Genomic DNA, 23,423 nt, shown 5'->3' on the forward strand with positions numbered 1-23,423 from the left:
CCGACCTGCGCTAACGCTGACGCGACTCCGCGTCCGCACGGAGCGCCGCCAGCGATGGATAGCGCTGCGTGCCCGACGGGCTGCGCACTTCCACCGACCCGTCCGACATCATCACATAGGTGGCGTCGCCCGCGCTGTAACGGTCGACCTCCGTCGGCTGTTCACTGAGCGGCGCGCCGCCGAAGATCGAGGAGAAATCCGGCTTCTCGAAAGCCGGGTCCCCGCTCGGCGCTGCTTCCGGCGTGGGCGCCGCGCTTTCGGGCTTTGCAGGCAGCGGCTGCGATTCCGTACGCGCGGGAGCCTGCGCCGGAGAAGCGCCGTCGTGCGGAACGGTGATAGGAGCGGTCGCCAGTCCAGAGCCCAATCGTGCGAGATGAGCGATCACGCGACCAAGGGCGATCGTGACGACGCCTCCCGACAGCGCGACAGACCCGGCGATGAAGAGGCTCCATCCGCGCTCGAGCAGGATCATGTCCCAGCCCGTCCACATGGCGTAAACGCCGCCGGCGACCAGAGTCAGGCCCAGCGCCGTGACGCCCAAACTAGAAAAGCTGCGTTTCATTGGCTCCCGTCTCTTCCGACGCAGACCTTTTAGCATATTGGCGGCGCAAGGGCGCAAGGCGGGGATGGAAGCGACAAAATCGCTATACTTGCTTTTACTTTCAAACCGCCCGCGCCGCGAGAGCCTGACGCAGGATGCTTTTTCTACTAATATGGATATTGCGCAGCGCAAGTTCAATATCTTGATATATGCCTTCCTGAGACGCAGCCGCGCTATTTGGAAAAAATATCATAATTTCAATATGTTATATGACTTCATCAAACTGCGTCTTGATGACGCATAGTAAAATGCGCCCCCAATACAAACGTCCTGCCAATCGGCCGATAGAGCGGCGGGTGACGGCGAGCGCCGTCTGACCACACGGCCTGACATGTCTTGAAGATGGAGACGAGCATGAGGGGTTTGTTGAAGCGCGGCGCCTTCGTCGCGGGGTTGGGTCTGATGGCGGCCTTCGGGCTTTCGCCGTCCGGCGCCTCCGCGCATGGCGGCGTGAAGCTCGAGCAGGACGAGTGCGTGCTGCATATCGGCCAGAGCACGATGCATTTCATCGGCTATCAACGCAGCGGCGAGGAGCAGGAGTTTTGCGAGGACATCGCCCAGACCGGGCCGACCGTCATCGCGCTTGAAGCCGTCTCGGACGATCTGCGCGACATGGCCATCGGCGTCCGCGTCATCAAGGATGTCGGCGGCGAAGCCAATGAAAGGGGCGACCTTACGGCCGCGACGGTCGTCAAGCTGGAGCCGAAAGTCTATCGCAACGGCATCATGACGTTCGAGCACGACTTCAAGGACGCGGGGCACTATGTCGGCATCGTCACCGTGCGCGACGATCTCGGCAATGAATGGGTGTCGCGCTTTCCCTTCACGGTGGGGCTCTACACCTTCTGGGGGATGCTCGAATACATTCTCTATGGCGTGGGCTTCTTCTCGCTTATCGGCGTGATGTGGCTGGCCCTGCGGGCCAAGTCGAACAAGCAGAAGGCGGAGCACGCCGCAGGCGCAGCGGCCTGATTTGGATCAGCATTAAAGATGAAGAACGGCCCGGCCATCCGCCGGGCCGTTTTTTGTTCCGTCGCCGGACTTTTAGAATTATTCTAGTTCTTGCCGCTTCGCGGCGACGGGTCTAGTTAAACGCGGGGCCCCGGAGTCCTATCCCTGTTCAGGAGAGCATTGATGTCCTTCACCCTTGAAGACCTCCCCTACGCTTACGACGCCTTGCAGCCCTATTTGTCGCGCGAGTCTTTCGAGTACCATCACGACAAGCATCACGCGACCTACGTCACGAACGCCAATAATCTGATCAAGGGCACGGAATTCGAGGGCAAGCCGATCGAGGACGTGATCACCGGCTCCTTCGGCAAGAACGTCCCGATCTTCAACAATGTGGCGCAGCACTACAACCACCACCATTACTGGAAGTGGATGAAGCCCAATGGCGGCGGCGCGGCGCCGGGCAAGATCGAGAAGCTCCTCATCGACAGTTTCGGCTCGGTCGACAAGTTCAAGGAAGAATTCCAGAAGGAAGGCCTGGGGCAGTTCGGCTCGGGCTGGGTGTGGCTGGAGCTCAAGGACGGCAAGGCCGCCATTCGCAAGACGCCGAACGCAGAGAACCCGCTCATTCACGGCGCGCAGCCGTTGCTCGTCGCCGACGTTTGGGAGCACTCCTACTACATCGACTACCGCAATCGCCGCGCCGATTATCTGAAGGCGTTCCTCGACCATCTCGTGAACTGGGAACATGTCGAGGAAATGTACGACGCCGCGAAGTAAGGCTTCGTAGCAAGCGAATTGCGTGCGGCGGGCTCTCCCGCCGCGCGCCAAATTCTTTTAGAAGCAGCGCGTCGTCCGCACGCCGCGGACCCAAACCGTCCGGCACCGCGCCACAGGCGCACGACGGACGCCCACCGCGCCATTCGGGCCTACGCAGCCGGCGCGGTAGACGCCACGGGCGCAAACGACAGCGTTGGCCTCTTGCGGCTCGATCGTCATCGTGGCGGCGAAAGTCATCAGCCCAAGCCCGGCCATCAGAAAATACTTCATATCGATCGCTCCCTTGCTGTCCGGATCGAAGCCGGACCATGGGAGTATGGGGGCGGCCCCGCGCAGCCGCAATCCGAGCCGACCGCAAAGCGCCTCCTGGAAAGCAGTGACCGAAGCGCTCACTGGGAAGAAGCGCCGCGGCTACCAGATTGGAGCCTCAACGACGCAGCAGTCAGCGAGATGAGCGCCAAGAACGTAAGGATTGCAGAGGCGGCATGGGAGTACTCCCATTGTCGGCGCGCATCTTCGAAATGCGCGGGCGCGCGCGTCCAGTTCTGCGTCTCGACGTTGAGCGGATAGGTGTAGGTCCAGAAAACCGCCTGCGTGAGCAGAAGCGCGGCGAAAGCAATCGCGCTGAGGACGACTGCGCCCCTATTGCCGCGTGCGAGAAGCAGATGCGCGAAGGTCGCGATCAAAGCGACGAGCATGACCACGCCGAAGGCCGCCCAACCCGCATAGAGTTGCTGGGCGACCATATATGCCTCTGGCGGCAGCGCGAGCTTGTTGGGAAGCTCGAAGAGATGTGCGCCGGTCGGCGCGAAATAGAGTGCGACGCTGGCAATCGCGAGGAGCTGGAGACAGATCATCGGTCATCTCCAAGCCCCCCGCTCCATTCTATTTAGCCGCTTGGCAAGGCCTTCGGCTCCGCCTCGACGATCGCCTTCAAATTCGCCAGCCCCTGTTCGAACTGCCCCCCGACCATCTTGTCCACATTCATGAAGGCGTGCATCGCCTTCGCAACGAACTCGTTGTGGCCGGACATCGTCCAGCGCACTTCCGTTTTCGTCTCGCTGATCGGCTTGAGGTCGAACTGCACGTCGTTGATCGCCTGCATCGGCTTGAAGAATTGGATCTTGATGCGCACGCGCTCGTTCTGACTGCTTTCCTTGATCTTCATCTTGCCCGCGCCGACCTTGTTGTTGCCCGACCACTCCAGGATCGCGCCGGCGCCCAAAGGCGAGCCGTCATAGGTCGTCTTCTGATCCGGATCGAGCCGCGCCCAGGGCGACCATTTCTCCCAGTTATGGAAGTCGTTGATCTCCGGATAGATGCGCTCGGGCGGCGCGTCGAAAACGGCGGAGCGAGCGATTCTGAAGGTGTTCGGCTGCAGCGAAATATAAGCGACGAGGCCACTCACGGCTGCGAGCATGAAGAGAAGAAAAAAGGTCATTGAGCGTTCCTCCGACACGCGGGCGCGCAGGCCCGCGCTTTTCCTGCATTCTAAGGCGCGGATCGAAGAAGCGTAAAGTTATGAAGGCGTCGATGATGTGAAGGCGTCGACGCAAGCGACGAAGTCGGGCTTGCCCGACTTCGTAGAGCGCCGAACTTGCAGCGCTACTTCAGGCTCGCGCAGAACGCCTGAACTTTCGCGCAGGCCTTTTCCAGCGTCAGCGCCGACGCCGCATAGGAGATGCGGAAGTTCGGCCCCGTGCCGAAGGCCGAGCCATGCACCACGGCGACGCCTTCCGCCTCGAGCAGTTCGGTGACGAAATCCTCGTCGCTCTCGATCACCTTGCCCGCCGGGGTCTTGCGGCCGATGGCCTCGGCGCAGGACGGGAAGACGTAGAAGGCGCCCTCCGGCGTCGGGCACTTGAGATATTTCGCCTGGTTGAGCATGGACACGACAAGGTCGCGGCGCTCCTCGAAGGCCTTGCGGAAGGTCGCGAGATGCTCCTGCGGCCCCTCCAGCGCCTCGACCGCCGCCCATTGCGCGATCGAGCACGCGCCCGAGGTCTGCTGACCCTGCAGCAAATCCATGGCCTTGATCAGCTTGCTGGGCCCCGCGGCGTAGCCGATGCGCCAGCCGGTCATGGCGTAGGCTTTGGAGACGCCGTTCATGGTCAGCGTGCGGTCCATGAGGTTCGGCTCGACCTGCGCCGGCGTGACGAATTTGAAGTCGCCATATACGAGGTGCTCGTAGATGTCGTCGGTGAGGATGTGCACATGCGGATGGCGCAGGAGCACGTCCGTCACCTTCTTCATCTCATCATGGCTGTAGGCGGCGCCCGAGGGATTGGAGGGCGAGTTCAGCACCAGCCACTTGGTCTTCGGGGTGATGGCGGCCTCGAGCGCCTCCGGCTGCAGCTTGAAGCCGTCCTCCATCTTGGTGTCGACGAAGACGGTCTTGCCGCCGCAGATGGCGACCATCTCGGGATAGCTCACCCAGTAGGGAGCGGTGACGATGACTTCGTCGCCGGCGTTGATCGTCGCCAGGAAGGCGTTGAACAGGATGTGCTTGCCGCCCGTCGCGACGATCGTGTCGGACGCCTTGTAGTCGAGGCCGTTCTCGCGCTTGAACTTGCGGGCCACGGCCTCACGCAGCTGCGGGATGCCGAGCACCGGCGTGTAGCGGGTCTCGCCGCGGTCGATGGCCGCCTTGGCGGCGTTGCGGATGTGTTCGGGCGTGTCGAAATCCGGCTCGCCGACCGAAAGGCTGATCACCTCCCTGCCCTGCGCTTTCAGATCGCGCGCCTTCTGCGTCACGGCGATCGTGGCGGAGGGCTTTACGCGCGAGAGAGCGTGGGCGAGGAAGGAGGACATCGAGCAGACCTTTGGCTTGGAAAGGCGGCTGTGTGCGCCGCACATAACAAGCGCGAGAATAATCGCGCGTTTCCCGGCAATCAATCGAAAAGCCGACGCTTATCAGCCTCAACGCTCTTGTGCAGCGCCGAAAAGGCGACGCCTGCGCATTAATCGGATATTTGCGACCATTCCTGTCAAATGCGCCGGTCCAAGACGGGGGCGCATATGCCGGTTCGACTGCTGACTCACGGGGATTTCTGGCGGATCGGCGTCATCGCCGCCTGCTCGGCCCTCTTCGGCCTCGCCGCGCCTTTCACGTCGATACGAGTCGAATGGATGACCCTGGCGCCCATCTTCCTGATGGCGGCGCTGCTCACCGTCGTCGCCGTTTCCTATCGCGCGCTCGGGCGCGACGAAGGCATTGCGGCGGCTGTCTTCGTCGTCGCGCAGATCATTCTCTATTCGAACATCGCCGTACTCGACAATTATCTAGGGCTTGAGCTGCGTCGCCCGCTCAACGACGCCTTCCTGGCGCGTGTCGACGCGGCGGTTGGTCTCGACTGGTGGGCCTATGTGAATTGGGTGAAGTCGAACGGCTTCGTCGGCCAGCTCCTGACCGTCGCCTATCTCAGTTCGCTGCCGCAGGTCGCCGTCGCCGTCATCGTCCTCGGCTTCTCAAAGCGCTTCGACCGGCTCGACCGCTTCACGCTCGCCTTCATGTTCTCTTCTGTGATCACGATCGCCCTCTGGACGGCCTTTCCGAGCTTCGGCGCCCTGCCCCTCCGCTATGCCCAGGGCCTGCCCGAGCCGACCTTCTTTTTGGCGATGACAAAGGACGCGGCGCTCAAACTGCTCTCGCTGCATGCCGGCCCGACGCCCGTTCTGCGGCTGGAAGACCTCACGGGCCTGATTGGCTGCCCTTCCTTTCACACGGCGTTAGCCATATTGACGGTTTACGCGCTGTGGGGAACGCCATACGCGGGAACGATCGCAATTTGCGTGAATGTCCTTGTTATTGCGTCGATTCCGGCCGATGGCGGACATCATTTCGCGGATGTCGCGGTCGGAACAGTGGTAACGCTGGTCAGCCTATACTTGGCCGATATTGCAATGCAAAGACGAACGGCTTTTGAAACCTCTGGCGTAGCCGCAAATCCAGCGCATCTGCGTGATTTTCCAGCTTGAATGAAGGCTGTGCGCCGCAGCAAAAATCCCCAGAAACCCTAGCGAATCACGCGAATCGGCGAGCATTAACCATGCGAAAATCAACTGTTAAAAATTTATAAAAATCTCGGAACGGCATGCAACTTTTTCGGCTCATCGTCGTTTCTACTCCGAGCTCACAAGCGCGGAGACGCGAGGAGATCGCCCCGACACGGCAGAGGGAGAGGCCGAGGAAGGGGAAAGCAAGGGCGAAGACCCGAGAGGAATTAGGACGATGTCGCTCGTTGATAAATTCGACGATCAGATTGAACCGGCCTTCACGCGCAGCTTCGATCGCGAGTCGGCCCGTCGACAATTTCGTGTTTCGGTTTTGCTCGTAGCGGCTATGGCGACGGCGGCTTTCGTCCTCGGCTTTGCGCTGCCGATCAACTCGGCGCGAAAGGGGGCGACCCCGATTGCCGATAATATCGAATTCTCGGGCCGGCTCGTCAGCGTTGATCGCTGAGTTTCTGACTCGTGGATGAAGAGCGCGCGCCCTGCGGCGCGCGTTTGCTTTTGGGCGTTCTTCCCGGGGGCTGTGGGGGCTTCTGGCCGTCACTGACGGGGTCGCGCATTTCCCTCTTTGGACTGATCTGCGCAGCCTTGTCGCGCTTGCGACAAGGGCGCCGTCATCGGCCACCCAAAAGCAACGGGCGCGGCATGAGCCGCGCCCGCTTCTGTTTGTAGATGCGGAAGGCTTCCGCTGCGCCGGGCGACGCGAGCGGAGCGCCCTCAGCTAGCCTACTTCTTTTCTTCGTGGTGGTGGTGGCCGCCATGACCCTCATGACCAGCCGGCGCGGCTTCCTTCGGACCAGACGTATCCTTGTTGTGCGCTTTTTCCCAGCGCTCCATGGCCTCGGCGTCATGGGCGTGCTTGGCGTCGGGCGCGTCGATCGCGGCGTCGATGACGACCTCGCCCGCCTTCTCGAAGACGAGCGTCATTTCGAGACCCCAACCCACTTCGAGATGCTTCTTGGCGCCGAGCAGCGCGACATAGACGCCGCCCGGTTCGGCGGTGACCTTGCTCTTCGGCGGGATGACGATCGGAGTCTCCAGCTCGAGATTTTTGGGGTCGCCGTGAATCACGGCCTTCTCGAACTTCTCCACCTTCACCGCGATCAGCTTGTCGGGCGTGTCGCCGCTATTGTGCAGGAAGGCGTAGAAGGACGCGTTCTTCTCGTTGTCGCCGGGCGCACGCAGCCAGGGATGCTCCACCTTGAGCTTGCCGACCTCGTACTCATGCGCACTCGCGGCTCGAAGCGGAACGAAAACGCCCATGGCGGCGCCCGCCAGCAACGAGCCGCCGGTCGCCAATAGATCACGCCGCTTGATGATCATGTTTCTCTCCCTAAAACGGCCGGCTCATTCCTTGCCGGCGCGAAAAGCCGCCCCAAACGCGTTTTTTTAAACCCGCGCCTTAATGAGAATGCAGGCTGATCTCGACGAGCGGTTCGTTGGCCATCATGGCTGCCTGGCCGGCGAACTGAGTCGCGCTGCCGTCATCGGCGCCAAATTCCTTGAAGCGCGCCCGCACATAGCCCGAGCGATCCACGAGGAAATGCGCCTGTGCGATCTCGCTCGAATAGGGAACGTTCGGATAGCGGTTGATCACGGAATAGGCCCTCTCGACCGCCGCCGGATGCAGCGCCTCCCTGGCCTTCGCCGCCGCGGGGCAGTCGCCGGAATAGACCGTTACGTGGTTCACGCCGGCCGATTTCGCCGCCTCCGCCGCCCTCATGAGGCTCGCGTCGAGTTCCTTCTTCTCGTCGCCGGTCGCCGTGCAGCGAGCGAACGACAGCAGCGTCGGCTTCCCGCGCAGTTTGAAGAAGGTCGTGATCTCCTCCTTCGGATCGATCAGCGCAAAGTCTGGGGCGATGAGCCACTGGATCATCGCTTGCGGTCCAATGAAGCGCGACCGATTGGTGCTCGAAAGGATCAGCAAATAATTGATCATGTCCCAGCGGTCGTCGACGTCGAGCACATGCGCAAAGCTCGGCATCACGCCGCTCTGGCCGCCAAAGGTCAGCCAATGGAAGATGTCGCCGATCGTGTGCGTGCCGACATGCGGCGCCGTGAGGTCCGCAGGCTCGATCTTCAGACCCTGTGCATTCTTCAGGTCTTTGGACATGGGGCCGTTGCCCTCGCCCATCGGCCCATGGCAGCCAACACAGTTTTCCTGGAAGGCCGTCATGCCGCGCGTCACCGACTCCGCGGTGAAGTCCTGCGTCGGATCGTTGTAGGTGTCGGTATAGGCCTCGGTTGAGAACGACACGGCGAGGCAAAACAGCGCCGCAATGGTCGCCGCGGGCGTCGCATAGAGGCGCCTCTCACGTGTCGCGGGCGTCCACCAGACGAGCGCAGCGACGATTGCGAAGACGCCGGATGCGATGGCCCACCACCAGATCGGCGACGGAAAGACCGGCTTCTGCCCCCAGGTCGCGATGTAGGAAAGGCGGAACGGAAGCGGCCAATAGATATCGACCTCATGCGAAGCCGGCGTGATCACCGCGATGTAGCCGGCGATCCCAAGGAGACCTAGGCCGAAAACCGCTTCGAGGCTGCCGATCTTGCCAACCCAGTCGACGTTGAACTCCCCCGCCGGGCGCGAATGCATGTAGCGAACGATCGCAAGAGCGCAGAGCAGCACGGCGCACAACAAGGCGAGCTTCAGCGTCAGGAGGCGACCGTAGGGCGTGGCCAGCATATTGGGAACGCTGCCGACATTTTCATACGCCATTGCGACGCCGGTGACCGCGACGAGCGCGACCGCAGCCTTCGCAACCAGGGACCAGCGCTCGGCGAGACGCGCAGCGACTTCCGGCGGCTTGCTATGCGCCGTGAACATCCACCAGATGAGGCCGAGAAGACCGCCGAGCCAGGTGAGGCCCGCGGCCGTATGGAGGAGAAAGCTGATCTGGGTCCAGACCGGCAGCCCGTCGTCGATCGCATGACCCGTGACCGAGACGACCGCCAGGACGGCGACGCCGACGAACAGGGTCGCCTTGTCGAGGAGATCGGAGGAGACGAAAATCCGGGCGATCGCCATCGCCGCGAAAGCGACCGCAAGAAATTCCGTCGCGAGCCACGCCTTGCCGACGCTCGTGCCGAACGTAAATTCGGAAAGCAAGGCGGAATCTATAGGCCGCTCCGCCGGAATGATATTGCGCGCGATAAGATAAAGCAGCGGAAATCCAAGCAGCGCTCGCAGAGCAGCCGCCGCCGCGACCGGGACTTTGAAACGCCCTGCGTCCTCGTCGATGAGACGCGGCATCAGAATCAGACCGACGGCCAGCGCCGACGGCAGACTCTCCAGGAAGCGTATGAATGCGAGAGAAAGATACATCGCAGATTCTCGCCCTTTACCCGTTCCGCTCTTCTAAGGAGGCGAAGGCGCTGGGTGCGCCGAGACCCGCGTCGCCAGCGCAGGCGACGCCCTTCCGGTCAACCGCGAATTCCGAAGTCTTTTACTTCGGGTCGACCGTGAACTCGTAGTTGCCCTCGACGATATGGCCGTCGGTGGAAAGCACGCGATACCGGACGACATATTTCCCGGGCGCGAGTTCCGGGGCCTCCATCGACAATTCGCGCGGCTTGTCCGGCACGCCGATGGAACCCTCGCTCAACACCTTGCCGCCTGCGTCTTCGACCGTCAGCTTCGAGTATTTCGGCTCGACGCCGCCGCCGAAACGCAATTTGATGGTCTTGGGAGACGCCGCGACATGGTCCTTCGACGACGGCGTCGCTTCGACGAGGAAGGAGTGCGCGCGAGCGGACGAGGTCACGACAGAAGCCGCAATCACGCCCGCAAACAAGAGGCCGAAAACGCGACGCGAAGAAAAGATCAGTCCCTTCATGGCATTTCCCCTGAGGCGCAGCGGCCTCTCCCGTTTCTTTTTCTATTTGCAGATGCTCACGCCCCGCCGCGCCTTCAAGACGCGACCGTTTCGTTGGCCTCTTTCTTCTTGGGCGTGGGGTGGGTGTGCTTCCAGTAGACGAACACCATGCCGGCGATCAGTATGGTCCCAGCGATCTGAGGCACCCAGGCCCACAGAGTTTCGCCCACCATGAATTTCATCATCTCGGTCTGCTGCTCGCCATTCTCCCGCGTCAGCGTCACAAGCGTGATGTAATGGCCATCATTCGCGAAGTCGTGCTCCACGCTGAACGTGCCTTTTGTGTATTTCTTCGGCGGGAGATGCAGCTCCGTGAGCGCCTCCAGGTCGGCGCCCGTAGGCAGCGTCGGCGTCAAGGGGTCGCGAATGACGCGAACCTCGAGCGGGAGATCGCGGAAAGCCGGATTCTCGATGTCGAAGGCCATGATCGTCCGGCCGGTCGCCGGAATTTCGGCGCAATATTCGCTGCGAGATTTGTCCGGCTGGAAGACTGTAATGTGAATCATATCGTAGCCGAACATGACCATGCACATATTGCCCATGGACATGGCTTCCGGCCCCGCCCCGCCCTCGGCGCGCGCCTGAGGCGCGAGACCGAACGAAAGCGCGACGCTGAAAAGGGCCGCTGCAAGGCTACGCCATTTCTTCATTTCATCCCTCGATTTCCACAACGCGCAATTCCGTGCGCCTTCTTAGTTGTTCGGTCGACCGAACGGCCGCCTTGTAGCCTGGTCCCATAGGCGCCGCCAAACCTGCTTTTCAAGCCTCGGACAAAGCCGTCCAAACAGATTCACCGAAGGCGCAGGCCACGCATCCAAGCGCTACTTTGCAACCAAAATGGGCGGAGGCGCGAGCGAAAAGCCTTGAATCGATTTGCGTCTAAAGGACGCACCATTTGATTTTCAGCAAACAAATTCCGTCGAAAGACTGGGCGAATGATGGCGGCCGTCAAAGGAGAGTCGCAAGGCGCCCGCCCAAAAGAGAACCGGCCGGACTTTCGTCCGGCCGGCGCTTTAGATCAGGCGATCTTGGTTCGCTTAGGGCATGTCGCCCGCGACGAACTTCGGAATGACCGGGCCGCCGATTTCCGCGGCGTAGCGCTGACCGTCCGGCGTGAAGAAGAACAACAGGCCGCCGATCTGGCTGTCCGTGTCATAGGCCAGGTCCGACAGACGCTCGATGTCCCAACGCGCGTCCTGCACCTTCACGACAATGTCCTTCGTCTCGCCCGGCGCGATCGGCGTCGGATCCGTCGACAGACCGCGATCCGCAAGCAGATAGTCCGGGAACTCAGGCTTCGTCGTGAACACGTCCGGGTTGAGGAAGCGCAGGCCGGCCGTCGTATATTCGCCGAGGCGAAGCGGATGAGCCGTCGAGTTCTTCACCTTCACGTTGATCGTCAGCTCACGGCCCGGCACCTTGTAGACGCCGCCGTCGAGGTCAACGCTCACCTGATCCTTGCCGACGCCCACGGTGCCCGTGCTCGATCGGCGTCAGCGGCTTCTGCAAGCCGGCCTGAAGCGGGATCGTGCGCGGGAACTGCGAGTTCGTGTAGGCGTAGCCGAAGATCGTCGCGAGGATCGTCAGCGCCAGCACGATCGCGCCAATGCGGCGGTCTTCGTCACCAATGACGGCTTCGTCCGGCCTTCGGCGACCTTCATGTAGGAAGCGATGATGCCCTTGCGCACGAACCAGAACAGGATCCAGGCCGCGCCCACGATCAGCCACGGCATATGCCAGGCGTAAACCCGGCTGATGCCGTAGTGCTCGAGGTCGATCGTCGTTCCATCAAGGAGCGTCACCGGATCGGTGAAGTCCTTCATGTCGCCCTTGATCTCGATCCACTGGCCCGGCCCGATGATCGGTCCGCCGCCTTCAACGTTGATCTGAGCGTGAACGTGCCAGCGGCCGGCGCGACGGCCGCGCAGGTTGATCGAGAACGCATAGTCGTTCCCGGGAACCATCGAGAACGAACGCGGCGCGAACTGCTCGCCGATGAACTGCGCCGTGCGGACCAGAACCGGACCCGGCTCGCCGGCGTTCAGGAACGACACGCGCGGATTGGCCACAGCCTGCGGCCACGCCGAGAACACGTGCACCTTGCCCGAAAGCACCATCTCTTCGTTCACCGCCACCGAGGTCTTCGACCAGGCGACGTCATACCAGTTCAGCGTGCGCATCCGAAGGAACGCCTGCTGCGACTTCTCGCCGTGCGCGAAGGCCGGAGCAACCGCTCCCAGCGTCGCCGCCACAGCGCCGCCGCGCCAATGGCGGCGAGCTTGACTAGCTTTTTCATGAACAAACCTCCCAGGTTCTTCTTCCGGCCGGACCCGCGCGCCAGCCGACTTTTTCAGCCGCGGATCGTCAGCCCAATCGACGATCAAACCAATCCAATCCCGTTTCTCTTTTCGAGTTTGGGCCGCAGCGAACCGCGCGTCAAGCCCGCATCAGATGGTTCCTTGATGACCTTCGTCGTCGAATAGAAGCGGCCCAGCCACCACCACGCGAAGTAGACCAGCATCGACACGAAGCCCGAGAAGAACGCCGCAACCGGCACAACGTCCTTACCGAAGGTGCGCAGCGTGCCGCGCTCGACCATGCGGATGTATTCCGGCATCGACGTGCGGACGAAGTGGAAGCCGATCAGATCCGCAAGCGACATCAGCTGACCATGCTGCTCCGTCGCCTGGTGGAACTGACCGATCGCCGGCCAGTTGTTCGGATAGAACAGCAGGCCCCAGCCCAGCGCGCCGATCACCGCCGTGATCACATAGCTGCCCGAGAGCAGAAGGATCACGTCAAGCCAGATCGCCGGAACCATCAGAGCCGACGGGAACACCAGCGAGATCGGGAAATAGGTCCAACCCCAGAAGTTCACGTAGCGGTTGATCCACTCGCCGATCAGCAGGCCCAGAACCGCGAACACCGCGCCAAACGGCAGACGGAAGTTCACCCAGAAAAAGGCCTGCGACGCCGCCGCGAAGGTCACGCCCAGAATCGGCACAACCGTCGGCCACATACGACGATCCTTCCAGTCAACCCAGAAGTCCCAGTCGCCCGCCGTCAGCATAAAATGGACGTGGTAGCCGCCCAAAACCGCAAAAAACAGCAGCGTCAGAAGCATCCAATCGGTGGTCTGAACGCATCCCGCCGCTTCCGCGACGGAATGGAACGGACCGACCGCTCCCCCGCTCTTCGATGTCGACATCTCTCTTCTCCTTGGTGTTTCTCGGGAGCCTCAAGGCCCCGAGCTCAAGCCTCGCGCCCCCGGACCCGCGCCCGGCCCACCGCCGGATTGTCGTTTCTCTCGCAGCGCGCTTCCACGCAGCGCCGCGAAACCTTTTACGCCGGGTTAACCCCGTTTGACGCAAAACGAGAGACCGTCGCCTCAGGCGGCAAGACGAAACCCGTTTTCTCGCCCGTTTGGAAAAAATCCCGCGCGCGCACGCCCGCGCCCGAAGGCGCGAGCGAGCAGCGCGACGCCTTCCTTGCCGACCAGCGCATGGATGCGGCCGAGGATCTGCAGCACGACGCCGAACACGCCCAGCGCCATCCAGCCGAAGAACACGAAGCCCCAATGCAGCGGAGCAACGAACAGCTCTTCCATGAACCAGAAGGTGTGGCCCCACTCGTTCAGGCCAACGTTCGGGATGATCATGAACGGACCAATCGCCACGATCAGGAACGCCAGCGAGTAGCCATGAGCAAAATACGGAATGCGGGTCTTCGCATAGAAGAACGCGCCAACCGCGATCACCGAGTAGATCGGGTAGCTCATGTAGAACTCGATGATGTGCGACGGCGTGAAGTCCGTGTCGCGAATCACCGTCATGTGCCACGTGCCGTCCTGCTCCGTGAAGAAGGACGCGCCCCAGTAAATGGCGATGCCGTAAACCGTCAGCCATTGAACCAGAACCACCAGACGGCGCATCTCCTCGCGAGGAGCCACGGCGTCGACGTTGCGGTCGCGGGTCTTCCAGAGGTAGCCGGCAAGGCCGATGCCCGAGACGAGCTCCAGCGGGATCTCCGTCCAAAGGATCGACAGCCAGTACGTCTGGAACTCCGGAGCGAACGAGTCGAGACCCGCGCGCCAGCCGTAGATCTGCTCATAGATGCGAACGATCAGATAAAACGTGTTCAGCAGAACCAGGCCGATCCACATGCCACGCAGATCGACTACGGACTCTGCCAGCAGCTGCGCCAGCAGCAGCAGCTCATATTTAACTCCTCCTATGTGCTCCCAGGGATATGCGCGTGACCGGTAAAAGCGCCTCCCAGAACGGAACCGCTTCGTCCTCGTTTGATAGTCGTGACAACCCCAGTGGATGGGATTCAAACTACCCGATAAGGCGGCGCAGCCGCTCATGGCGCGCGCCTCCAGCTTTGGCGTAATCGGCTGATTTACGGGAGATTAAGGACGGACGACGCGCCGTTTGGCGGGTATGTGGCGAAAGTTTGGCGCCATGCAGAGACGCCCCGCCACTAGGACTGCGTCGATCTGTCCAAACTTAGGCGCGCAGCGGGCGTCGAATGGCCCCGGCGCGGCGGGAATGCGTTCCAAAAGGGCTTTTAAAACAGTCCCTGAAAACACCCCCGACGCCTCAAACCACGGGCGGGGGAAGAAAAAAGGGCGCTCCAAACGGAGCGCCCCTGATCACTTTCTTACTGCGGACGAGGCGTGTCCTTCGTGCGCGGCGGCAGGATCGGATAGGTCACCTTCGGCTGCTCGCCCGTCAACGTGCCCAGGAATGCGACAATGGCGGCGTTTTCGTCCGGAGTCAGCGTCGCGCCGAGCTGGTCCTTGGCCATGACGTCGACCGCTTCCTCGAGCGTCCAGGTCGCACCGCTATGGAAATAGGGAGCGCGCAGAGCGACGTTGCGAAGCGGGGCCGATCGGAAGACGAAGGCGTCGGAATCGCTGTTCGTGACCTTGGCGCGACCACGGTCGGCGACCGGTAGAATCGCCGCATCGGGCTTCTGCGCGACGCCGAACGGGAAGTAGCCGTTGCCGCCGACATTCACGCCGCTGTGGCAGTTGGAGCAGCCCTTGTCCATGAACAGGCGCAGGCCCTTCTTTTCCGTGTCGTTCAGAGCGCTGGCGTCGCCGGTCAGGAACTTGTCGAACTTGGAGTTCGGCGTCGTCAGCGTGGCTTCGAAGGCCTCGATGGCGTTGGCCATATTGTCGAAGCTGACCGGATTGGCGTCGGTCGGGAAGGCCGCCTTGAACTCGGCCACATAGCCCGGCATGCTCTTGAGCGTCGCTTCCACGGTCGCGGGCGTGTTGTTCATCTCGACATCGGCCTGGACCGGGCCCTTGGCCTGCGCCTTGAGGTCGACGGCGCGGCCATCCCAGAACTGGGCGACGTTGAAGACCGCATTGAGGACGGACGGCGCGCGGCGCGGGCCCTTCGCCCAGCCATGGCCGATGGAAGTGGGGCCGGCGTCTTCGCCGCCCGTGCCGAGGTTATGACAGCTATTGCAGCTGATGATCTGGCTCTTCGACAGGCGGGGATCGAAGAACAGCTTTTTGCCGAGCTCGACCTTCGCCGGCGTGATGGCGTTGTTCTTGACGACCGAGTTCACGCTCGACGCGTCGATCGGCTTGAAAACGGCATTGGCGTCGGCGCGCAGATCGCCAGCATGGGCGAGCGCGGGAAAAAGCAGCGTCGCGCCGAGCGCGACGACCCGAAGTCCGGACATATGTTTCTCTCCCCTTGCAGCTTTGATCGTTGAAAGCTGATCGCCCCGCGGCGCAAACGCGCCGGAGCTTGCGCCTTCGGCTATCACAACCCCCGACACGGCGGAAGCCCTCGCCGCCTCTCAGGAGGGCGCATCCGTATCAGGATCAGGCTGTTGCGAACAGACGTAGACTTTGCCTATTCACGCAATGACAAAGACATTTGACACGCCAGATCGTCACTACTCAAATATTCGATACGTAACTTTCTTGCAGCGCACAAATAAAACTCCGAGTTAAGAACCGCGTTCAACAAGACATTGTATAGACTCATTCAGCGGAGACTTGCCAACTACAGAAAAGCGGCGCACTCTCGCGTTAAAACAAATGCGGCGATAAGCCGCATGAGACGCGGAGGAAGCAAAGCGATGCGCTTGTTTAGTCTCACGATTCGCGTCGACCGGACGCTCGCTGCACTCTCTTTTTCGACAGCCCTTTGCCTGGGCGGCGCAGTCGCAGACCCGCTCGGTCTGCCCAAAGTCCCCGTCCCCGCCGACAACCCGCAGACGCCCGAAAAAATTGCGCTCGGGGACAAGCTCTTCCACGATCAGCGCTTCTCGATCGATGGAACGGTCAGTTGCGCGACATGTCACAATGACAAGAAGGCATTCACCGACAGTCCGCTGCGGACGTCCGAAGGGCACAACAAGCTCACCGGCACCCGCAACGCGCCGACCGTCGTCAACGCCGCCTACTTCACGACGATGTTCTGGGATGGCCGTTCCTCGTCGCTGGAGGACCAGTCGCAATTCCCGATGACCAACCCGGTCGAGATGGGCCTGCCCAATCACGATCCTGTCCTGAAGATCGTGCGGGAAGACCCCGCTTATGTCGACGGCTTCAAGAAAGCGTTCGGCAAGAGCGGCAAGGACGTGACGATGGACGAGGTGAAGAAGGCGATCGCCGCTTTCGAGCGCACCGTCGTCTCCGGCGACTCACCCTTCGACAGATGGTATTTTGGCGGAGACGCCAATGCGATGAGCGACCAGGCGAAGCGCGGCTTCAACGTCTTCGTTGGCCAGGGCCGCTGCGTGTCCTGCCATGTCGTCGAGCAGACGCAGGCGCTCTTCACCGACAACAGGTTCCACAATATCGGCGTCGGCATCAACCGGATCCAGGCGGACGTCCCGAAACTCGCCGGCGAATTCCTCAAGGCGAAGGCGGCGGGCGCCGATGTCGACAAGGCGGTGCTCTCCGACCCCAAGACGTCCGATCTCGGCCGCTTCGCGGTGACCGACGGCTTCGACGAGATCGGCGGCTTCAAGACGTCGACGCTGCGCAACATCGCCCTGACCGCGCCCTACATGCATGACGGCTCGCTGAAGACGCTGAAGGATGTCGTCAAGCATTACAATGAAGGCGGCAAGAGCCCTGGCGACCCCAACCCCGTCAATCCCTATCTGTCCGGCGGCATCCGCCCGCTCAACCTGACCGATCAGCAGATCGACGATCTCGTCGCCTTCATGGAGGCGTTGACGAGCCCGTCCGTCGTCGCGGCGCAGAAGAAATAAGGTCGAGGGAGAGAAGCATGACCAAACTTGTCACCAGGCGCAGCGTGATGGCGGCGGGCGCCGCGGGACTCGCTGGCTCGCTCACCACATTGCCGATCAGCATGGTGCGGCTCGCTTTCGCGGGCGAACGCCCCGACGTTTCCTTCACTTACATCTCGGATTCGCATATCCAGCAGATCAAGGGCGCTAATTTCGTGCGCAACTGGGATATGGGCCTCAAGCGCGCCGTCGCGGAAGCCAATCTCATCCAGCCCGAGGTCGATTTCGTGATGTTCGGCGGCGATCTCGCGCAGCTCGGCAAGCGGGAGGAGCTCGATCACGGCGCCGAGATGCTCTCGGCCTTGAAGGGCAAGCTCCACGCCGTCATGGGCGAGCACGACTATTATCTCGACCTCGGCGAATACTGGTCGAAGCTCTACGGCCCGCAATGGTACAGCTTCGACGTCAAGGGCGTGCATTTCGTCGTCCTGAACTCGATCCTCACCACGGACGAGTGGACCTTCCATCGCTGGCCCTCGGCGGAGCGGCGCATGGCGGAAATGGCCGGCCTCGACAATCCGAACGGCTCGCCCTTCATGGTCGGCGAGAAGCAGCGCAAATGGCTGGCGGACGATCTCTCCAAGGTTTCCAAAGACACGCCGGTCGTCGTCTTTTCCCACTCCCCGCTGCAGAAAATCTACAAGGGCTGGAATTTCTGGACCGACGACGCCGAAGAAGTTCAGGCGCTGCTCGCGCCCTTCAAGAACGTGAACGTCATCTACGGCCACGTTCATCAGATCCAGTACAACCAGATCGGCAACATCGCCTTCAATTCCGTCATGGCGACGGCATGGCCCTGGCCCTACCCCGCGAGCTACGCCCAGGCGGAGAGCCATCTGCCGATTCTGACCGTGCCGATGAACCGCGCCGATCCCTTCTTCGAGCGCGACGCGACGGGCTGGCAGCTCATCGACGTGAATTCCGGCCGCGTGACGGCGCGCTACCAGCTCTGGGACAATGACCGGCGCGTCGTGGGGTTCGACCCGGCGCAGGGCCACCCAGTCGACAAGACCTATCAGGAACCGTCGCGACGCAAGATCGCGCAAGGCCATTACTGAACGGGAGGAACACCATGCGTCTGCAAATGGCCGCCTTCGCTCTTCTCGTGGGGCTCGCCGGCGGCCCCGCCCTCGCCGACGATTTCAAGCAATCCGACGTCGCACGTTGGCAGGCCGAATATGAAAGCGTCGCCAAGAAAGGCCGCGAGCTCTGGACGAGCGGCGAGGTGGGGACGAACGGCGTGGCCTGCGCGCAGTGCCACCCCAACGCCGCCAACACGCATCCGGAGACTTATCCCAAGTTCCAGAAGCAGCTCGGCAAGGTGGCGCAGCTCTGGGAGATGGTGAACTGGTGCATCCGCAACCCGCTGCAGGGTCAGCAACTGGCGGCGGACGATCCCAAAATGACCGCCCTGCTCTCCTACATCCATTCCGAGAGGCGGGGCGTGAAGCTCGATCCCGGCAAGCATTGATTCCGGCGCGCCTCGCAGCGGAATGCCGGCGCCGTCCCGTTGACGCCCCTCGCGCTTCGAGAGGCCTGCTTTGCAGGTTCCTCAGCATGAGGGGCTTCTTTTTCTGCGCAGAACGCTTAGGCCTCATCCTTACGAGCGAGCGAAGCTCGGGTCTCGAAGGACGAGGCCGCCTCGATTATTTAGCGCCGCCTGATCAGACGCCCGTCGGATAATTCGGGCTCTCGCGCGTAATCGAGACATCGTGCACATGGCTCTCGCGCAGGCCGGCATTGGTGATGCGGACGAACTGCGCGCGCTCCTGGAACTCGCGGATCGTCGGCGCGCCGACATAGCCCATGGCGGCGCGCAGGCCGCCCGCGAGCTGGTAGAGAATCGGGCCGATCGGGCCGCGATAGGGCACCTGCCCTTCGATGCCTTCCGGCACGAGCTTCAACTGGTCCTTCACGTCGCCCTGGAAGTAGCGCGTGGCCGAGCCGGCCGTCATGGCGCCGACCGACCCCATGCCGCGATAGGCCTTGAAGGAGCGGCCCTGATAGAGGAACACCTCGCCGGGCGACTCCTCCGTGCCCGCGAAGAGCGAGCCCATCATCACCACTTCGGCGCCGGCCGCGACCGCCTTGGCGAGGTCGCCCGAATATTTCACGCCGCCGTCGCCGATCACCGGCACGTCGTGTTTGCGGGCCTCCTCGGACGCTTCCATGATGGCGGTCAGCTGCGGCACGCCGACGCCCGCGACGATACGGGTGGTGCAGATGGAGCCCGGGCCGATGCCGACCTTGATGGCGTCGGCGCCCGCGTCGATCAGCGCCTTGGCGGCCTCGGCGGTGGCGATGTTGCCGGCGATGATCTGGACTTTGTTGTTCTCGCGCTTCACGCGCGCAACCTGGTCGATGACGGCCTGCGAGTGGCCGTGCGCCGTGTCGATGACGATGCAGTCGACGCCGGCGTCGATGAGTTGCAGCGCGCGCTCATATCCATGGTCGCCCACGGTCGAGGCGGCGGCGACGCGCAGGCGTCCTTCCGGGTCCTTGCAGGCGTTGGGGTGCTGGGTGGCCTTCTCGATGTCCTTGACGGTGACGAGACCGACGCAGCGATAGTCCTCGTCGACGACGAGCAGCTTCTCGATGCGGTGCTCGTGCAGGAGGCGGCGCGCCTCTTCCTGCCCCACGCCCTCGCGGATCGTGACGAGCTTCTTGGTCATCAGCTCGGCGATGGGCTGGCGCTTGTCCTGGGCGAAGCGCACGTCGCGGTTCGTCAGAATGCCGACGAGCTTGCCCTTGCCGCCGGCCGCGCCGCGCTCGACCACCGGGATGCCCGAGATGCCGTTCGACGACATCAGATGAAGCGCGTCGGCGAGGGTCGCGTCGGGGAAGATGGTGATCGGGTCGACCACCATGCCGCTCTCATAGCGCTTCACCTTGCGCACTTCGGCGGCCTGGTCGGACGGCGAGAGGTTCTGGTGGATGACGCCGATGCCGCCGGCCTGCGCCATGGCGATGGCGAGCCGCGCCTCGGTCACGGTGTCCATGGCGGCGGAGACGATCGGCAGGTTGAGGGTGATCTCGCGCGTCAGGCGGGTCGTAATGTCGACCGCGGAGGGCATCACGCGGGAATGGCCGGGCCGCAGGAGCACGTCGTCGAACGTAAGCGCTTCGGTCAACGTGGCGGTCAATCGGGCCATGGGGCCAACTCCTTCATTCAAGCGGGACGACGGCGGTCGCTTCCGCGCCGCCGTACAGGGTTGGCGCGTGCTCATAGCATTAATCATTGCAAAGGCAAATGGCCTCTTCCGGGCTGGGCGGACTGGACGCCGGATCGGTGGAGAAACCTTGAAAGCATTTGCAAATTACAACGAAAATTAGCGGGGCGTGGAGTTTCCGATTAACCCGAGCTTGACCGGGAGAAGGTAGTGCTGCTGGAAACGGAGTAAAAGATCATGCCGACATTTCCCTATCCGCCAGCCCGCTTCGCCGCCAAGCGCTTCGCCAGCGCCCGCTCGGGATCGGCGGCGATCATTTTCGGCCTGGCCTTTATCCCCGCAATGCTCGGCGTCGGCGCCGCGATCGACTACGGCCGCGCTGCGATGATCAGGACCAAGCTGCAGGGGGCGACGGACGAAGCCGTTTTAGCGGCCGGCGCGCAATCGAGGCTCTCCCAAACCGAGCGCCAGAACATTGCGCTGAACAAGGTCATCAATAATCTCGGCTCGGCCGCGAAAAGCCTCAACCTGACCGTCACGGAAACCGAGCCGAAGGCGGGCGTTTATCAGGTGCAGGCGAAGGCGACGATGAAGACGTCGCTCCTGAAATTCGCGAATTTCGACACGATCACGGTCAGCACGACCTCCGAGGCCAGCCTCACGCTCGGCAGCGAGGCGCCGGTCGAAATAGCGCTCGCCCTCGACAACACCGGCTCGATGCGCGACGACATGGCCTCGCTGAAAAGCGCTGCGAAGACGCTGGTCCAGAACGTGATGGGCAACGGCTCGAAGGGCAAGGTGCGCGTGAGCGTCGTTCCTTACGTCGCCGCGGTGAACCCCGGCCTCACCGATTTGTCGCTGGTCGATACGGCGGCGAAGAGCCCCTTGGCGGGCTACTGGTTCAATTGGGCATGGCTCGGCTGGGACAAGAACTGCACCCCGAACTGGGGAGGAGGCGGCGGCGGGGGCGGCGGAGTCGGCGGCGGCTCGAGCGGCGACTCGGAGGGCAGCGCGCGGGAACTCATCGACCTGCTGAATCCCTTCCGGCGCATTGCGCAGGAGCTTTTCGGCGTCGCCCCAGCTCTGGCCGCAAGCGACGTGACCCCCAACACCATTCCCGCGCTGACTCTTCAAACGCTCAAATCCAAAGCATCGGGCCGCAGCTTCAAGGTCCCGGCCGGTTTCAGGCTCGAGGAGAAAAGCAGCGACACGGCCAGTTGCGATTGGCTCGGCAACCCTTCGCTCGTGAGCCCGTACGAACTCTTCAAGCGCACGAAAGACGACAAAGGCAAGCCGATCGCCTGGAAAGGTTGCGTGGAGGCCCGGGTCAACAGCTTCGAGCTGAAAGCGATGGGCTACTCGGAAACCACCGACTACGACGTGACCGATATTCCGCCTAGCTCGGGCAACTCGATGTCGCTTTTTGCGCCCTATTTCTGGCCGGACGAGCCCGACTACAATTGGAAGACATGGGCGGCGGCGGCCCCCGGCGCCTATGTCGCGAACTCGGGGCAATTCCACAACAACTACCTGAAGGACTTTGTCCTGCCGACGAGCTGGGGTTGGAGCAATGACGGATGGGGCGCGGGCCGAGGCATCCTGAAATATGACGGAACCACCAGGGCCGCTATCGTCAAGGAGACGGCGCCGGACACTTATGGCCCCAACGCTTCCTGCCCGCAGCCAATCACGCGCCTGACGAATAATCAGGGGACGGTTGTCTCCGCCATCGAGTCCATGAACTTCTGGTACAATGGCGGCACGGTGATCTCGGAAGGGCTGACCTGGGCCTGGCGCACGCTTTCGCCGCAAAAACCCTTCGCCGACGGCGCCGCCTATACCGACAAGAAGACCAAGAAGGTCATCGTGCTCATGACGGACGGCGTGAATGGGCTTGCCGAGAACGGCAATGAGGAAGGCGCGCATATTTCGGACTATTCCGCCTATGGCTATATGGGCGGAACCCGCCTCAATTGGGGCGCCAACGTCCAGAACTATGCGCAGCTCCAGACCTTCCTGGACGGGCGCCTGAAAAAGGCCTGCGACAACGCCAAGGCGAAGGGCATCTCCATCTACACGGTGATGTTCAACCACAAGGGCTTTCTGAGCGCGGAGCAGCAGGCGCACTCATCCAAGCTTCTGGCCTATTGCGCGAGCAAGCCGGACAACGCCTATGTTGCGACGGACTCCAAGGCGCTCAGCGACGCTTTCGCCAATATCGCCGTCGCCGCGACAGCGACGCCGCTACGTCTGACGAAGTAAAAGACAAACGAGGCGGCGCGCGATCAGCGCACCGCCTCGAACATTGCGGCCGTATCGTAATATTCGAAGAATTCGATCGCCTTGCCGTCCGCGTTGAAGCGCCATGTGTCCACCTTCGGCGTATCGATCACTTTCCTGTTGGGTTTGTAGCGCCAAGAGGTGCGGGCTATCACGACGACCCGGTCGCCTTGCGCGATAGAGTGATCGACGTCGTAGCTGATCATCTCCCAATCGGCCGTCAGGCCGCGAAGATAGGCTTCGACGCCTTCGCGCGAATGACGCTGCTGCGTGAATTCCAGAGCGCTCACGCGGCCCATGGCGAGCGAGCCGAATTTGATCTCATCCTCTGGCAGGATCGAGAGCCAATGGTCGACGCTGCCGCCCCTGGTCTCCGCCCAACGCCGGTAAGCCTCACGTAAAATTGCTGTGTTGCGCTCTTCCTGCGACATGGCAATGCTCCCCTGAAAAGACGCGCGGGAGGCT

General features: G+C 62.3%; 24 protein-coding genes and 1 pseudogene. 9 read left to right on the forward strand and 16 right to left on the reverse strand.

What is annotated here, in order from left to right:
* Positions 1 to 10: 10 nt before the first annotated feature.
* On the reverse strand, positions 11 to 562 hold the full coding sequence (locus tag ACPFMJ_RS03910) for a hypothetical protein (RefSeq protein WP_424362554.1): 552 nt from the start codon (positions 560 to 562) through the stop codon (positions 11 to 13).
* On the opposite strand from ACPFMJ_RS03910, the gene ACPFMJ_RS03915 reads away from it, so the two are divergent.
* The 3 genes from ACPFMJ_RS03915 to ACPFMJ_RS03925 all read left to right on the forward strand — a co-directional run bounded on the left by ACPFMJ_RS03915 (position 531) and on the right by ACPFMJ_RS03925 (position 2,332).
* Positions 531 to 845, forward strand: coding sequence for a hypothetical protein (locus ACPFMJ_RS03915; RefSeq protein ID WP_424362555.1), 315 nt, complete (start codon positions 531 to 533; stop codon positions 843 to 845). The two genes, ACPFMJ_RS03910 and ACPFMJ_RS03915, sit on opposite strands and share 32 nt — an antisense overlap.
* Before the next feature lie 110 nt (positions 846 to 955).
* Positions 956 to 1,573 carry a hypothetical protein gene (locus ACPFMJ_RS03920; protein WP_424362556.1) on the forward strand — a complete coding sequence of 206 codons (618 nt, stop codon included), beginning with the start codon at positions 956 to 958 and terminating at the stop codon, positions 1,571 to 1,573.
* A gap of 162 nt (positions 1,574 to 1,735) precedes the next feature.
* Positions 1,736 to 2,332 (forward strand): superoxide dismutase, encoded by a 597-nt coding sequence (locus ACPFMJ_RS03925; protein WP_424362557.1) that lies wholly within the window; start codon positions 1,736 to 1,738, stop codon positions 2,330 to 2,332.
* A 57-nt stretch (positions 2,333 to 2,389) separates the two neighbouring features.
* On the opposite strand, the gene ACPFMJ_RS03930 is transcribed toward ACPFMJ_RS03925, so the two are convergent.
* The 4 genes from ACPFMJ_RS03930 to ACPFMJ_RS03945 all read right to left on the reverse strand — a co-directional run bounded on the left by ACPFMJ_RS03930 (position 2,390) and on the right by ACPFMJ_RS03945 (position 5,143).
* Positions 2,390 to 2,602 carry a hypothetical protein gene (locus ACPFMJ_RS03930; RefSeq protein ID WP_424362558.1) on the reverse strand — a complete coding sequence of 71 codons (213 nt, stop codon included), beginning with the start codon at positions 2,600 to 2,602 and terminating at the stop codon, positions 2,390 to 2,392.
* Between the two features lie 119 nt (positions 2,603 to 2,721).
* Positions 2,722 to 3,189: a hypothetical protein gene (locus ACPFMJ_RS03935; RefSeq protein ID WP_424362559.1), complete on the reverse strand. Its 468-nt coding sequence runs from the start codon at positions 3,187 to 3,189 to the stop codon at positions 2,722 to 2,724.
* A 32-nt stretch (positions 3,190 to 3,221) separates the two neighbouring features.
* The gene (locus ACPFMJ_RS03940; protein ID WP_424362560.1) at positions 3,222 to 3,773 is read right to left on the reverse strand and encodes an SRPBCC family protein; all 552 of its coding nucleotides are present in this window, start codon (positions 3,771 to 3,773) and stop codon (positions 3,222 to 3,224) included.
* A gap of 164 nt (positions 3,774 to 3,937) precedes the next feature.
* On the reverse strand, positions 3,938 to 5,143 hold the full coding sequence (locus ACPFMJ_RS03945; protein ID WP_424362561.1) for a pyridoxal phosphate-dependent aminotransferase: 1,206 nt from the start codon (positions 5,141 to 5,143) through the stop codon (positions 3,938 to 3,940).
* Between the two features lie 207 nt (positions 5,144 to 5,350).
* On the opposite strand from ACPFMJ_RS03945, the gene ACPFMJ_RS03950 reads away from it, so the two are divergent.
* Both ACPFMJ_RS03950 and ACPFMJ_RS03955 read left to right on the forward strand, forming a co-directional pair.
* On the forward strand, positions 5,351 to 6,310 hold the full coding sequence (locus ACPFMJ_RS03950; RefSeq protein ID WP_424362562.1) for a phosphatase PAP2 family protein: 960 nt from the start codon (positions 5,351 to 5,353) through the stop codon (positions 6,308 to 6,310).
* Between the two features lie 253 nt (positions 6,311 to 6,563).
* The gene (locus ACPFMJ_RS03955) at positions 6,564 to 6,794 is read left to right on the forward strand and encodes a hypothetical protein (RefSeq protein ID WP_424362563.1); all 231 of its coding nucleotides are present in this window, start codon (positions 6,564 to 6,566) and stop codon (positions 6,792 to 6,794) included.
* 275 nt (positions 6,795 to 7,069) lie between these two features.
* Here the strand turns inward: ACPFMJ_RS03955 and ACPFMJ_RS03960 are convergent, their stop codons facing one another.
* The 9 genes and pseudogenes from ACPFMJ_RS03960 to ACPFMJ_RS04000 form a co-directional block, all read right to left on the reverse strand.
* Positions 7,070 to 7,666, reverse strand: coding sequence for a copper chaperone PCu(A)C (locus tag ACPFMJ_RS03960; RefSeq protein WP_424362564.1), 597 nt, complete (start codon positions 7,664 to 7,666; stop codon positions 7,070 to 7,072).
* 79 nt (positions 7,667 to 7,745) lie between these two features.
* The gene (locus ACPFMJ_RS03965) at positions 7,746 to 9,671 is read right to left on the reverse strand and encodes a CopD family protein (RefSeq protein ID WP_424362565.1); all 1,926 of its coding nucleotides are present in this window, start codon (positions 9,669 to 9,671) and stop codon (positions 7,746 to 7,748) included.
* Positions 9,672 to 9,792: 121 nt separating this feature from the next.
* On the reverse strand, positions 9,793 to 10,182 hold the full coding sequence (locus ACPFMJ_RS03970; RefSeq protein ID WP_424362566.1) for a copper resistance CopC family protein: 390 nt from the start codon (positions 10,180 to 10,182) through the stop codon (positions 9,793 to 9,795).
* A 74-nt stretch (positions 10,183 to 10,256) separates the two neighbouring features.
* Positions 10,257 to 10,871, reverse strand: a complete 615-nt coding sequence (locus ACPFMJ_RS03975; protein ID WP_424362567.1) for a hypothetical protein — start codon at positions 10,869 to 10,871, stop codon at positions 10,257 to 10,259.
* A 387-nt stretch (positions 10,872 to 11,258) separates the two neighbouring features.
* Positions 11,259 to 11,693 carry a methane monooxygenase/ammonia monooxygenase subunit B gene (locus ACPFMJ_RS03980; protein WP_424362568.1) on the reverse strand — a complete coding sequence of 145 codons (435 nt, stop codon included), beginning with the start codon at positions 11,691 to 11,693 and terminating at the stop codon, positions 11,259 to 11,261.
* Positions 11,662 to 12,401, reverse strand: a pseudogene (locus tag ACPFMJ_RS03985) (methane monooxygenase/ammonia monooxygenase subunit B). The gene ACPFMJ_RS03980 and the pseudogene ACPFMJ_RS03985 overlap by 32 nt, the downstream one beginning before the upstream one ends.
* A 200-nt stretch (positions 12,402 to 12,601) precedes the next feature.
* Positions 12,602 to 13,429: a bacterial ammonia monooxygenase, subunit AmoA gene (gene amoA, locus ACPFMJ_RS03990; RefSeq protein WP_424362569.1), complete on the reverse strand. Its 828-nt coding sequence runs from the start codon at positions 13,427 to 13,429 to the stop codon at positions 12,602 to 12,604.
* A 180-nt stretch (positions 13,430 to 13,609) separates the two neighbouring features.
* Complete coding sequence (gene amoC / locus ACPFMJ_RS03995) at positions 13,610 to 14,587, reverse strand: bacterial ammonia monooxygenase, subunit AmoC (protein ID WP_424362570.1); 978 nt, start codon at positions 14,585 to 14,587, stop codon at positions 13,610 to 13,612.
* Positions 14,588 to 14,883: 296 nt separating this feature from the next.
* Positions 14,884 to 15,921: a cytochrome-c peroxidase gene (locus ACPFMJ_RS04000; RefSeq protein ID WP_424362571.1), complete on the reverse strand. Its 1,038-nt coding sequence runs from the start codon at positions 15,919 to 15,921 to the stop codon at positions 14,884 to 14,886.
* Between the two features lie 405 nt (positions 15,922 to 16,326).
* On the opposite strand from ACPFMJ_RS04000, the gene ACPFMJ_RS04005 reads away from it, so the two are divergent.
* The 3 genes from ACPFMJ_RS04005 to ACPFMJ_RS04015 are packed head-to-tail and all read left to right on the forward strand — an operon-like array spanning position 16,327 to position 18,979.
* Complete coding sequence (locus ACPFMJ_RS04005) at positions 16,327 to 17,469, forward strand: cytochrome-c peroxidase (protein WP_424362572.1); 1,143 nt, start codon at positions 16,327 to 16,329, stop codon at positions 17,467 to 17,469.
* Positions 17,470 to 17,486: 17 nt separating this feature from the next.
* Positions 17,487 to 18,566, forward strand: coding sequence for a metallophosphoesterase family protein (locus ACPFMJ_RS04010; protein ID WP_424362573.1), 1,080 nt, complete (start codon positions 17,487 to 17,489; stop codon positions 18,564 to 18,566).
* A gap of 14 nt (positions 18,567 to 18,580) precedes the next feature.
* Complete coding sequence (locus ACPFMJ_RS04015; RefSeq protein WP_424362574.1) at positions 18,581 to 18,979, forward strand: c-type cytochrome; 399 nt, start codon at positions 18,581 to 18,583, stop codon at positions 18,977 to 18,979.
* Positions 18,980 to 19,172: 193 nt separating this feature from the next.
* Here the strand turns inward: ACPFMJ_RS04015 and guaB are convergent, their stop codons facing one another.
* The gene (gene guaB / locus ACPFMJ_RS04020) at positions 19,173 to 20,660 is read right to left on the reverse strand and encodes an IMP dehydrogenase (protein WP_424362575.1); all 1,488 of its coding nucleotides are present in this window, start codon (positions 20,658 to 20,660) and stop codon (positions 19,173 to 19,175) included.
* A 255-nt stretch (positions 20,661 to 20,915) separates the two neighbouring features.
* On the opposite strand from guaB, the gene ACPFMJ_RS04025 reads away from it, so the two are divergent.
* Positions 20,916 to 22,940, forward strand: a complete 2,025-nt coding sequence (locus tag ACPFMJ_RS04025) for a pilus assembly protein TadG-related protein (RefSeq protein ID WP_424362576.1) — start codon at positions 20,916 to 20,918, stop codon at positions 22,938 to 22,940.
* A gap of 23 nt (positions 22,941 to 22,963) precedes the next feature.
* Here ACPFMJ_RS04025 and ACPFMJ_RS04030 read toward each other — a convergent pair whose 3' ends face one another.
* Entirely contained in the window at positions 22,964 to 23,389 is a 426-nt protein-coding gene (locus ACPFMJ_RS04030) for a nuclear transport factor 2 family protein (protein WP_424362577.1), read from the reverse strand.
* Between the last annotated feature and the right edge of the window lie 34 nt (positions 23,390 to 23,423).

The organism is Methylocystis parvus (genome assembly GCF_049675845.1).
Classification (GTDB): Bacteria; Pseudomonadota; Alphaproteobacteria; order Rhizobiales; family Beijerinckiaceae; genus Methylocystis; species Methylocystis parvus_A.

Coding starts and splice junctions, on each gene's coding strand:
- ACPFMJ_RS03910 (WP_424362554.1), bottom strand. CDS start 562: ATGAAACGCAGCTTTTCTAGTTTGGGCGTCACGGCGCTGGGCCTGACT.
- ACPFMJ_RS03920 (WP_424362556.1), top strand. CDS start 956: ATGAGGGGTTTGTTGAAGCGCGGCGCCTTCGTCGCGGGGTTGGGTCTG.
- ACPFMJ_RS03925 (WP_424362557.1), top strand. CDS start 1,736: ATGTCCTTCACCCTTGAAGACCTCCCCTACGCTTACGACGCCTTGCAG.
- ACPFMJ_RS03930 (WP_424362558.1), bottom strand. CDS start 2,602: ATGAAGTATTTTCTGATGGCCGGGCTTGGGCTGATGACTTTCGCCGCC.
- ACPFMJ_RS03935 (WP_424362559.1), bottom strand. CDS start 3,189: ATGATCTGTCTCCAGCTCCTCGCGATTGCCAGCGTCGCACTCTATTTC.
- ACPFMJ_RS03940 (WP_424362560.1), bottom strand. CDS start 3,773: ATGACCTTTTTTCTTCTCTTCATGCTCGCAGCCGTGAGTGGCCTCGTC.
- ACPFMJ_RS03945 (WP_424362561.1), bottom strand. CDS start 5,143: ATGTCCTCCTTCCTCGCCCACGCTCTCTCGCGCGTAAAGCCCTCCGCC.
- ACPFMJ_RS03950 (WP_424362562.1), top strand. CDS start 5,351: ATGCCGGTTCGACTGCTGACTCACGGGGATTTCTGGCGGATCGGCGTC.
- ACPFMJ_RS03955 (WP_424362563.1), top strand. CDS start 6,564: ATGTCGCTCGTTGATAAATTCGACGATCAGATTGAACCGGCCTTCACG.
- ACPFMJ_RS03960 (WP_424362564.1), bottom strand. CDS start 7,666: ATGATCATCAAGCGGCGTGATCTATTGGCGACCGGCGGCTCGTTGCTG.
- ACPFMJ_RS03965 (WP_424362565.1), bottom strand. CDS start 9,671: ATGTATCTTTCTCTCGCATTCATACGCTTCCTGGAGAGTCTGCCGTCG.
- ACPFMJ_RS03970 (WP_424362566.1), bottom strand. CDS start 10,182: ATGAAGGGACTGATCTTTTCTTCGCGTCGCGTTTTCGGCCTCTTGTTT.
- ACPFMJ_RS03975 (WP_424362567.1), bottom strand. CDS start 10,871: ATGAAGAAATGGCGTAGCCTTGCAGCGGCCCTTTTCAGCGTCGCGCTT.
- amoA (WP_424362569.1), bottom strand. CDS start 13,429: ATGTCGACATCGAAGAGCGGGGGAGCGGTCGGTCCGTTCCATTCCGTC.
- amoC (WP_424362570.1), bottom strand. CDS start 14,587: ATGAGCGGCTGCGCCGCCTTATCGGGTAGTTTGAATCCCATCCACTGG.
- ACPFMJ_RS04000 (WP_424362571.1), bottom strand. CDS start 15,921: ATGTCCGGACTTCGGGTCGTCGCGCTCGGCGCGACGCTGCTTTTTCCC.
- ACPFMJ_RS04005 (WP_424362572.1), top strand. CDS start 16,327: ATGCGCTTGTTTAGTCTCACGATTCGCGTCGACCGGACGCTCGCTGCA.
- ACPFMJ_RS04010 (WP_424362573.1), top strand. CDS start 17,487: ATGACCAAACTTGTCACCAGGCGCAGCGTGATGGCGGCGGGCGCCGCG.
- ACPFMJ_RS04015 (WP_424362574.1), top strand. CDS start 18,581: ATGCGTCTGCAAATGGCCGCCTTCGCTCTTCTCGTGGGGCTCGCCGGC.
- guaB (WP_424362575.1), bottom strand. CDS start 20,660: ATGGCCCGATTGACCGCCACGTTGACCGAAGCGCTTACGTTCGACGAC.
- ACPFMJ_RS04025 (WP_424362576.1), top strand. CDS start 20,916: ATGCCGACATTTCCCTATCCGCCAGCCCGCTTCGCCGCCAAGCGCTTC.
- ACPFMJ_RS04030 (WP_424362577.1), bottom strand. CDS start 23,389: ATGTCGCAGGAAGAGCGCAACACAGCAATTTTACGTGAGGCTTACCGG.